Origin of the sequence: Leptospira haakeii (genome assembly GCF_002812045.1) — a bacterium.
GTDB classification, from domain to species: Bacteria; Spirochaetota; Leptospiria; order Leptospirales; family Leptospiraceae; genus Leptospira_B; species Leptospira_B haakeii.
Window position 1 is genome coordinate 1 of the sequence record NZ_NPEG01000026.1, and the last position, 9,641, is coordinate 9,641.

General features: G+C 38.8%; 10 protein-coding genes. 4 read left to right on the top strand and 6 right to left on the bottom strand.

The genetic code is table 11. The features are described 5' to 3' along the window. Positions 1 to 786 (top strand): methyl-accepting chemotaxis protein (locus CH377_RS19295; RefSeq protein ID WP_244283719.1); only part of this gene is annotated, 786 nt, incomplete at its 5' end. Here the strand turns inward: CH377_RS19295 and hemW are convergent. Together hemW and CH377_RS19305 are read right to left on the bottom strand one after the other, a co-directional pair. After that, positions 773 to 1,954 carry a radical SAM family heme chaperone HemW gene (hemW, locus tag CH377_RS19300; protein WP_100725363.1) on the bottom strand — a complete coding sequence of 394 codons (1,182 nt, stop codon included), beginning with the start codon at positions 1,952 to 1,954 and terminating at the stop codon, positions 773 to 775. The genes CH377_RS19295 and hemW overlap by 14 nt on opposite strands. 1 nt (position 1,955) lies before the next feature. Then, complete coding sequence (locus CH377_RS19305; RefSeq protein ID WP_100725364.1) at positions 1,956 to 3,740, bottom strand: glycoside hydrolase family 3 protein; 1,785 nt, start codon at positions 3,738 to 3,740, stop codon at positions 1,956 to 1,958. A 107-nt stretch (positions 3,741 to 3,847) separates the two neighbouring features. On the opposite strand from CH377_RS19305, the gene CH377_RS19310 reads away from it, so the two are divergent. Both CH377_RS19310 and CH377_RS19315 read left to right on the top strand, forming a co-directional pair. Then, positions 3,848 to 4,528, top strand: coding sequence for an arylesterase (locus CH377_RS19310; RefSeq protein WP_100725371.1), 681 nt, complete (start codon positions 3,848 to 3,850; stop codon positions 4,526 to 4,528). A gap of 139 nt (positions 4,529 to 4,667) precedes the next feature. Next, the gene (locus CH377_RS19315; protein ID WP_423789942.1) at positions 4,668 to 6,782 is read left to right on the top strand and encodes a molybdopterin-dependent oxidoreductase; all 2,115 of its coding nucleotides are present in this window, start codon (positions 4,668 to 4,670) and stop codon (positions 6,780 to 6,782) included. A 50-nt stretch (positions 6,783 to 6,832) separates the two neighbouring features. On the opposite strand, the gene CH377_RS19320 is transcribed toward CH377_RS19315, so the two are convergent. From CH377_RS19320 to CH377_RS19335, 4 genes are read right to left on the bottom strand one after another with little or no spacing between them, the layout of a single operon-like run. Next, positions 6,833 to 7,285, bottom strand: a complete 453-nt coding sequence (locus CH377_RS19320; RefSeq protein WP_100725366.1) for a VOC family protein — start codon at positions 7,283 to 7,285, stop codon at positions 6,833 to 6,835. A gap of 4 nt (positions 7,286 to 7,289) precedes the next feature. Beyond that, positions 7,290 to 7,685 carry a hypothetical protein gene (locus tag CH377_RS19325; protein ID WP_100725367.1) on the bottom strand — a complete coding sequence of 132 codons (396 nt, stop codon included), beginning with the start codon at positions 7,683 to 7,685 and terminating at the stop codon, positions 7,290 to 7,292. Positions 7,686 to 7,687: 2 nt separating this feature from the next. Further along, positions 7,688 to 8,200, bottom strand: a complete 513-nt coding sequence (locus CH377_RS19330; RefSeq protein ID WP_100725368.1) for an SRPBCC family protein — start codon at positions 8,198 to 8,200, stop codon at positions 7,688 to 7,690. Position 8,201: 1 nt separating this feature from the next. Beyond that, on the bottom strand, positions 8,202 to 8,582 hold the full coding sequence (locus tag CH377_RS19335) for an ArsR/SmtB family transcription factor (protein ID WP_100725369.1): 381 nt from the start codon (positions 8,580 to 8,582) through the stop codon (positions 8,202 to 8,204). A 102-nt stretch (positions 8,583 to 8,684) separates the two neighbouring features. On the opposite strand from CH377_RS19335, the gene CH377_RS19340 reads away from it, so the two are divergent. Continuing rightward, positions 8,685 to 9,275, top strand: a complete 591-nt coding sequence (locus tag CH377_RS19340; RefSeq protein ID WP_100725370.1) for a DJ-1/PfpI family protein — start codon at positions 8,685 to 8,687, stop codon at positions 9,273 to 9,275. Positions 9,276 to 9,641 lie beyond the last annotated feature (366 nt).

A 9,641-nucleotide genomic window follows, 5' to 3' on the forward strand; every position in this document is an offset into this window, starting at 1 on the left:
GCTTCTGCCCAAAACGTTGGTAAGTCCATGCAAAGAGCAGTGGAGAATACCAAAGAGATAGACGGAAACTCGATGCGTTTGAAAGAACAGATCGTAAGTATCAACCAAGAGATGCAGGGATTAGTTAATCTTGCCGTAGAATCCAAAAGACAGGCTGTGACAGGTGAGAACGCAATGTTTGCTTCCACGAATGCAATGGGTGAGATAGGGGAAAGCGCCTCTAGGATTACTGAAATTTTATCTATCATCACTGAAATTTCCGAAAAAACGAACCTTCTCGCATTAAACGCAGCGATAGAAGCAGCTAGGGCTGGAGAAGCGGGAAAAGGATTTGCAGTAGTTGCGGAAGAGATCGGTAAACTTGCTTCCCAAACTTCTAGTTCCGTGCAGGAAATCGGTGAACTTGTAGAATCTACAAACGATGCCGTGATGAACGGTAACTCCAAAGTGGAAGAAGCTTCTCAAATATTAAAAAAGTTGAAACAAAGTGTGAATGAATTCGAGATCTCTGCTAATAAGGTATTAGTCTCTGTAAAAGAACAAGAGACAAATACTGGCAAGATCCAAACGAGTTCCAATACTTTAACTTCTTTCAGTATACAGATAGAAGAAGCTGTTATCGAACAGAAAAATGCTACGAATGAGATCACTAAAACGATTATCAGCATTTCGGAAGGGACTCAAGAGATTGCTGGTGGTGCGGATGATCTTACTACATTCTCGGGTGAGACCCAGATGTTAGCGGAACAACTTTCTAAATTGATCGAAAAGTTTAAAGTGGATTAAGTTCTTGGTCCGCCAGATCTAGGATTTCTGAATCCAAGAATAGAACCGAACGAGGATTCCATTGGAAAATGGTCCCTTCAAGCGTACATTTTCCTTCAGAGGCTTTTTGTTTGAGCTTAGAAAGGATGGCATCTTTTTTATCGGGAAAATAATTGAAAAAATCTTTCAGATCGATCGGAAGGAATATTCTAAAAAGTGAAATTAGTATTTCTTCAAATGGGTCGGAAGTTTCGTAGGAGATTGGATTTTTTCCTTTCCCGTTGATATAAGCAGAGGTATTTCTTGGGTTTGAATACCTACCTGAAGGTAAAAATCCATGTGCCCCTGGTCCGATCCCTAAATAATATTCGTAAGTCCAATATTTCATATTATGGCGAGAAAAAAGTCCGGGCTTGGAATAGTTGGAGACCTCATACTGCTCGAATCCTTTAGATCTCAAAAAATCTGGCAGATCTTGTAGGATTTTTTCCTGCACTTCTTCAGAAGGTGGTGCGACAGTTCCCGCAGAAACTTTTCTGCTGTATTCGGTTCCTTTTTCTACTGTGAGGGCGTAAATGCTGATATGAGAAACTCCGGAAGCTAAAACTGAATTTGCATCTTCGTAAAATTCTTTTTCAGTCTGTCCAGGAACTCCGAACATCAGATCTGCACCATAATTCTGTATTTTAGAAGTTTTTAATGCTTCTAAGGTTCTGGTATACGTTTCCGGATCGAAATACCTATCTAAAAATTTTAGATTTCTGGGAAGAAAGGACTGAATGCCGACATGAACTCTGTTTATACCTGCTTCATACAGTCCTTGGAGATATTCCGGAGTCACATCCTCAGGGTTACATTCCAATGTAATCTCAGAATTCGGAGAAAGATTCAGATTATCTTTCAAGAATTTTATAAAATCAGCATATCGTGTATAAGATGCTTTAGAAGGAGTTCCACCGCCGAAAAATAGACTATCAAAAACAAGGTCGCGATAGTTGGGAAAATTTTTAAGTCTTAGTAAAACTTCTTCTTTATATTTGGAAAATAGATCTCCTTCCAAAGGAGAAGGTTCCAATCCTATCCCTTCCGAATAAAAATCACAATAGCTACATTTGTGAACGCAAAATGGATAATGTACATAAATTCCCGGTCTGTTTGTTTTCTGTATGACCGGGAGATTTGTTTCCAAATTATTTTGTATTTTTGGTTACCGAGTCTTCTTCCGTTTCCGTGGACGCAGAAGTTTTTTTAGGATTCGGTTTTAAGATCAGATCTACAAGAGGGATCTCGTTTTTTCTATCCAGCACGGAATACAATAATGCCTTTTTGGATTCTGGGGTAGGAGAAAAAGAGAATAATATTTTCAGGTTTGTAGCATCCGGTAGATCCAAGAATGGAGTTCCATAATGAAGGCAAACGATCTCCGCTTCCGGAAATTTTTGAGCAATAGAAAGAGCCAAATCCAATTCAGTTTGGGTGAATGAATTCAAAACTGCACGTTTTACTTCTTTCTTTTCCAATTTTTTACGAAGATTAGCCAAGTCGGAATTAGAAATATTACGGGATTTTAGGTCGGAAAGAAATTCTTCTCCCTTTAAATAAAAAACCGTATTTTCGATAGATACATTTTCGGGAAGGAATGTTTTAGGAAAGGAAACGATCGCCTTTCTGCTAACATCTCTGTTAAGAGTTTCTTGGTAATATTGAGAGAATAAATTTTCTCTATTTTTATCCTGTTCGACAAAATGATTTTTTAAAACTTCAGGAAGTTCTTTCGGGAAGATCGAACTGGCTCTTCCGTTTTTGGACGCGTCTGCAAATTCGGTAATGATCCCGTATTTTAGCTTATAGTAAATTTGTCTTTTGACTGCTTCTTTTAAAAGATCTTTTCCTTCTCGTACTAAGGTTCCTTTTTTATATGCCTGCAAGATCTGGTCTCTCATAGATTGAGTGGTTGGACCCCAGCTAGTCATTAGTATAATATCTGCTCCTGCAATCAATGCGAGTACACCAGGATCTTCTTTTTGATAATGTTCGTCTATCGCGTCCATTTCCATTGCATCAGTAATGATAAGCCCTTGGTATTGGAATTCTTTGCGAAGTAAATCCCCTAGAATTTTAGAAGAAAGTGTAGCAGGAAAGTTCGGATCAATCTTCGGATACACTATATGCGCACTCATGATTGCATCCGCTCCATTTTGGATAGCAGTTTGGAATGGAATAAGTTCGAAACTTTTAAGTTCTTCTAATGTTTTTTCTATTTTAGGAAGTCCTAAATGACTATCCACATTGGTATCACCATGACCAGGGAAATGTTTGATTACAGGAATTGAACCGCCAAGTCTTGCTCCTTCTTCATAAGAAACTCCTGCGTTTAATACAGTTTCTAAATTACTTCCTAAGGATCTGGTATTGATGACCGGATTAAATGGATTATTATTGATATCCATATCAGGCGCGAATAAGAAGTTCAGTCCCAATTTTCTCAATTGGTAAGAAGTGACAAAGCCTACTTTTTTGGCCATGTCCTTGTCCTTGGTTTGGCCGAGCGCCATTGCACCAGGAAATTGAGTCACTCCGTCCTTAACTCGGATCACTCTTCCACCTTCTTGGTCTACTGAGATGAGTAATGGTAATCCTGTGTTTTCTAACGCACTTGTTTGCAGATCCTTGTTCAAAGATTTGATATCTGATTTGGAGCCTAAGTTTCTTCCGAATAAGATCACTCCACCAGGCTTGATCGTCTCGATTTCTTTTTTAGCGATCGGATCTAAAACGGTTCCAGGGATCGCAACATGGATTACCTGTCCTACTAATTCTTCCGGGCTGAGTTTAGAAGTAATCTCCTCAGCTTGACGAAGCATTCCTTCTTGGATTTCCTGGGCTTGGAGTTCACTTCTGAATTGGCCCAACCAAAAGAATAAAAAGAGTAAGCAAGCAGAAGAAACGCCCGCAACTAGTAACCGTTTGAACATACTTACTAGATCCCAATCGGTTGCATATTCGTAAAGCAGAACTTGAAGCAGTCGGTTTTTGGGACCTTGCTTGGACTAGAAGGGTCGGATTGGAGATAGGAGAAAAAATGAGCCGTTTATCGTATTATGGATTTTTCAGTATTTTAGTACTCTTTTCCTTTGCTGTTTCTTGCAATAAAGAAGGATCCGAACAAGAGCCAAAGGTCTCCCCTAAGATGGAAACAAAAACAAACGGTAAAAAGATCCTATTCTTCGGGGACAGTTTGACTGCTGGTTATGGTTTGAACGGACCTGAAGAATCCTTTGTTCACTTAGCATACGTTGAACTTCAAAAAAAATATCCGGATTTGGGATATGTAAATGCAGGTGTGAGTGGGGATACTACTTCAGGTGGACTTGCAAGACTAGACTGGGTTTTGAATACAAAATATGATGTATTCGTTTTGGAACTCGGAGCAAACGATTCTTTGAGAGGACTTCCTACAAAGATGACTGAGGAAAATTTAACAAGGATTATCCGAGAAGCCAGGTTAAAATATCCTTCTATTAAAATTCTGTTAATCGGAATGAGAACACTTCCGAATATGGGACCCCAATACGCAAAAGAATTTGCAGCTCTATTTCCTAGAGTTGCTAAGAAAGAAAAAACAGAGTTTATGCCATTCTTACTGGAAGGAGTTGCCGGAGACAGAAGGCTGAACCAAGACGATGGGATTCATCCCACTGCAGAAGGCCATAAGATACTTTCCAAACATCTGGTTCCTTATTTGAACAAACTATTGAAATAGTTCGACCTTCCAATCATATAAACTGCTTCTAATATCGTAAATGCTTGCTTTCTGATTTCGGATAGGAGATAACTCCTTCCTGGGACAGGGGCAGGAAATGGTACGCCAACATTATAGATCATGTACTTTATGCGAAGCTATGTGCGGACTCAGGCTAGAAATAGAAGATGATGTAGTAGTCGCAATAAGAGGGGATAAAGAGGATAAGTTTAGTCGAGGCCACCTATGTGCGAAAGGGCCCGAGCTTAAAAATTTATACGAGGACCCTGACAGACTTAAATTCCCTTTAAAACGAACTGAGAACGGATGGGAGAAAGTAGACTGGGTCACAGCTCTCACTGATATCGCTACAAAACTTGTAAAAATCCAAAATGAGTACGGTAACGATTCGATCGCAGTATATAGCGGAAACCCAAGCGTTCATAATTACGGTTCCATGTTATTTGGGCAAAGATTTATAGGAAGACTCAGGACTAAGAATAATTATTCTGCAACTTCTGTGGACCAACTTCCTCACCAATTACTTTCTTATTGGATGTTCGGTCACCAACTGCTTGTCCCAATCCCCGATATAGACAGAACCAATTTCTTTTTGATCCTAGGAGGAAATCCATTTGCATCTAACGGAAGTTTAATGACTGTTCCGGATGTAAAAAAGAGACTAAAAGAGATCCAGGAGAGAGGTGGAAAATACGTAGTTATAGATCCGAGAAAAACTGAAACTGCAGTTCATGCCGACGAGCACCATTTTATTCTGCCAGGAACTGATGCATTCTTCCTTCTTTCCATTATAGATGTATTATTTAAGAAAAACTTAACAAAGAAAAATTCTCTAATTAAAGAAGAAGATTTACTAAAGTTAAAATCGATTGCTGCACAATATCCTGCGATTGAAACCGAAAAGCTGACCGGAATTTCCGCAGAAACAGTAGAGAGGATCGCACTCGAATTTTCAAAAGCGAATGGCGCAGTATGTTATGGTCGAGTTGGAGTTTCTACGCAGGCATTCGGTGCGCTTTGTCAATGGCTTATCAATTCAATTAATTGTATAACCGGAAATATGGATTCGGTCGGAGGTGCAATGTTTACACTTCCTGCGGTGGACATGATAGATCCTAAGGGAGTGATGAAAAGTTCTCCAGGAAGTTTTCATACTTACGGTTCAAGAGTCAGAGATTTACCAGAATTTAATGAAGAATTACCTGTCGCAGCACTTGCGGAAGAAATTTTGACTCCTGGCCAAGGCCAAGTCAAGGCACTTGTTACTTCTGCAGGAAATCCTATTTTATCTACGCCAAACGGTTCTCAATTGGAGAAGGCAGTTTCAGGTCTGGAATTTATGGTAAGCGTGGACTTTTATCTGAATGAGACCACAAAACATGCACATTATATACTTCCACCAAGTTCTGCCTTGGAACATGATCATTACGATTTAGTGTTTAATGTTTTTGCGGTACGAAATACTGTCAGGTATAATCAACCAGCATTCGAACCTGAAGAAGGAATGCTTCACGATTGGGAAATTTTCTCGGATCTAACCAAAAGAATAGAACTTTTGAAATCCGAAAAACCTCTTCCTAAAGAATTGATTAAAACAAAGATCAATCCTTCCGCGATCATAGATCATGCGTTAAAATCTGGACCTTATGGAGAAAAATCAGGATCTTCCGTCGGAATGAGTTTGGAACTTCTGAAAAACAGTCCCCATGGAGTGGATCTTGGTGCGCTGAAACCTTGTTTTCCGGAAAGACTTTGGACAGAAGACAAGATGATCCGACTTGTTCCTAAGGAAGTAGTTTCCGATTTGGATCGATTGGCAAAATACGGGCAAAAACTTCTCGAAGACAAAAAAGAGAATGGGCAATTCTTATTGATAGGAAGAAGACATTTAAGAAATAATAATTCATGGATGCATAATCTTCCAAAACTAATGACCGGAAAAGATAGATGTACCCTCATGATCCATCCGGAAGATGCAAACTTGCTCGGAATTAAAGAAGAAGAGGAAGTTCTCATAGAATCTAGAGTTGGTGGGATACGGTTACCTGCAGAAATTACGGATGAGATAATGAAGGGAGTCGTAAGTATTCCTCATGGATTCGGGCATGCAAAGGAAGGAGTTTCATTACAAGTTGCTTCTAAATTTGCCGGTTCAAGTATTAATGATCTAACCGATGATCAGGTTCTGGATGAACTTTCCGGAAATGCGGCGTTTAGCGGTATTCCGGTTTCCTTAAGCAAAAGATCCGCTTAAGCCCGAAACAAATCCGCCCGGAAATTCCGGATCCCAGGCGGATTTAAAACTCAATTTTTGTCGTAAGCTTCTTGCAGTTTAGATATTTCTATCTTATACATTTGTAGCATAGCTTGGGTAACTCTCTGCGCCTTCTCTTGGTTTTTATCATATAGATATTTTTCCAAGATGGGCGGGATAATCTGCCAAGATAGACCGAACTTATCTTTCACCCAACCGCATGGTTGTTTACTCCCACCGGCGGAAAGTTTTTCATACAGATCATCTATTTCTGCCTGGGTTTCTGCACTGATATATATGGAAAATGCCTCAGTAAATTTGAAATGAGGACCTCCAGTGAAAGCCAAAAATTTTTGGCCTTCTATCTCAAACTTAGCGGAAGCCATTTCTCCGCCTAGTTTAGTAAGATTTTCTATTTTCATATTTTTGAATATGCCTGAATAGAATTGGAGTGCTTCTTCTAAACCTTTATCGAACATTAAAAACGGAATTGCCTTTTGCATATTTTTATCCTTTACGTTTTAGGAATATAAATCCGCCCAGCAAGGAGAGGGGGATGGAAATTACGATGAGTCCGATAGAATACCAAGCAGGTCCTTGGTCTCCCATTTGTATATGGCCCAAAGTGCTTGCGATAGTACCGATCACACCTAATGTGATCACGTGTCCAATCGGACTATGAGGAGAAAATTTTGCAGTGAAAAATCCTCCTAAGATCGCAAGAGCCAAACGGTAAGAGCTTGCAAGAAGGAATAAACCATCAGACATTCTTTCCCCCATTGGAGGATAACAATTGGTGATATGTAATACCGCATCGATTGCTATAGCAGGAATAACATTGATTAAAATTCCCGTAAATACTGCTCCGATACTTTTTAAGATAGAAATTGTTTTTGCATTCATGACTAATTAATTCCTTTTGAAGTTTCCATTAGAGTATTCAGTAAAGTTTCTAGACGATTATAACTTTGAGAAGCCCCGCCTTCCATTGGAGATTTGATTACAGTATCTCTTCCTTCTTTACTTTCATATAGAATATTGATCGTAACAAATGTTCTGCCGGATTTTTCCACAAATGTAGTCGTGAGCAAAGCTTCCCCGGGATACCATGCTTCATCAAAAGATTCAGTCTGAACTAATTTGTCAGGCCCTGAAATTTCTTTATAAGTTCCTCCCGCTCCCATTGTAGAACCATCTTTTAGATATTTCCAAACATATCTATATTTTCCACCCACTTTCAGATCTACAGTGCATATATCTAGGCTCCATCCATCCGGACCGTATAACCAACGTTTGATTAATTCAGGTTTTGTAAAACAGTCAAATACCAGATCTTTATCCGCATTAAACTCGCGGGTCATTACGATTTCCCTGTCTCCTTTAGCTTCTACCTTTAGGGTTCCAACAAAGCTGCTCATTCTATTCTCCTTTTTTATTCTTACGTTTTGGGGAAGGTCGTTTAGAAAGTTTTAATTCTTCTATAAGTGAATCCAATTGATTGAATCTTCCTTCCCAGAATTTTCTATAGTTTTCTAACCACTCAGTCGCTTCTTCCAGTGGTTTGGCTTCTAATTTGCGTAATCTTTTTTGGGCATCCTTGATCCCAGTGATGAGCCCGGCTTTTTCCAAAACCTTTAGATGTTTGGAAATTGCGGGTTGGCTCATAGAGAATGGTTTTGCCAAATCCATTACGGAAACCTCTCCATTTGCTAAACGTGATAGGATCGCTCTTCTCGTGGGATCCGAGAGGGCGGCAAACGTAGCATCCAATCTGGCAGACTGACTAAGTGCATGATTCATACTTTATATAACCATATGGTTATATATTTGAAATAAGCAAGTACTTTTTTAAGAAATTATTTCCTAAGCCATTTGTAGTTAAGAATGTGACAAAGAGGGATTATGGAGCAGATTAGCGTTCATATTTTAGCATTCAACGAGGTGGAAGTTTTGGATCTTTCCGGTCCTTACGAAGTGTTTTCTATCACTGAGAACGAAAATAAGGAGAAATTATTCAAAGTTTCTATAGTTGCGGAGAAGAAGGAACTCCTACATGCCAGAAATCGTTTTCCGGTTTTTCCTCATCTAACGTTAGAAGAAGCAGGCGTTCCGGATATTTTAATTATCCCTGGAGGATACGGAGCGGAAGAAATTGAGATCCATAATAAGATATTACTTAATTGGATTAAAGAAATGGAACCTAAGGTAAAAATTTTAGCTTCCATCTGTACCGGTGCGTTTTTGCTCGCAGAGGCAGGAATTCTAGACGGAATGGAAGTGACTACTCATTGGATGGACCAGGAAACTCTACGTAAAAATTACCCTAAGATCAAAAGTGTGGTTCATGAAAAATTTATAGATCATGGGCATATTCTGACCTCGGGCGGAGTTTCCAGAGGGATTTTAATGTCCTTATATTTGGTGGAAAAATTAGTGGGTAGGAAGATCGCAGAGTTTACTGCGAGAAGAATGGAATTTGATTCATTTCTCTAACTTTCTAAGACAAATATAAAAATCATTGTATATTTTTTTAAAGATAGTTCTTTATTATTTATAGAGCATGAATAAGCACAAAAGTTACAGATTTAGATCCCAAACTTTTTTTTTAGATTCGCTCGTTGTATTCTCGAGATTAATTGTCATCGTCTTTCTTTCTATTTTCCTTACAAAAGGCAACGTAGTTATCTTTATAATTTTATTTTTAATTATCTCAGTGCTTATAAGAGTAACTGTTTGGTTTTTTAGTCCAAGACTGGAAATTCTAATTACTGATGATAAGTTTTTGTATAAGCAATACTATAAAAATAGGGTTTTGTCTTCTGGGTATTTTAGTAAAGACGAGATCAAATATGTATATTT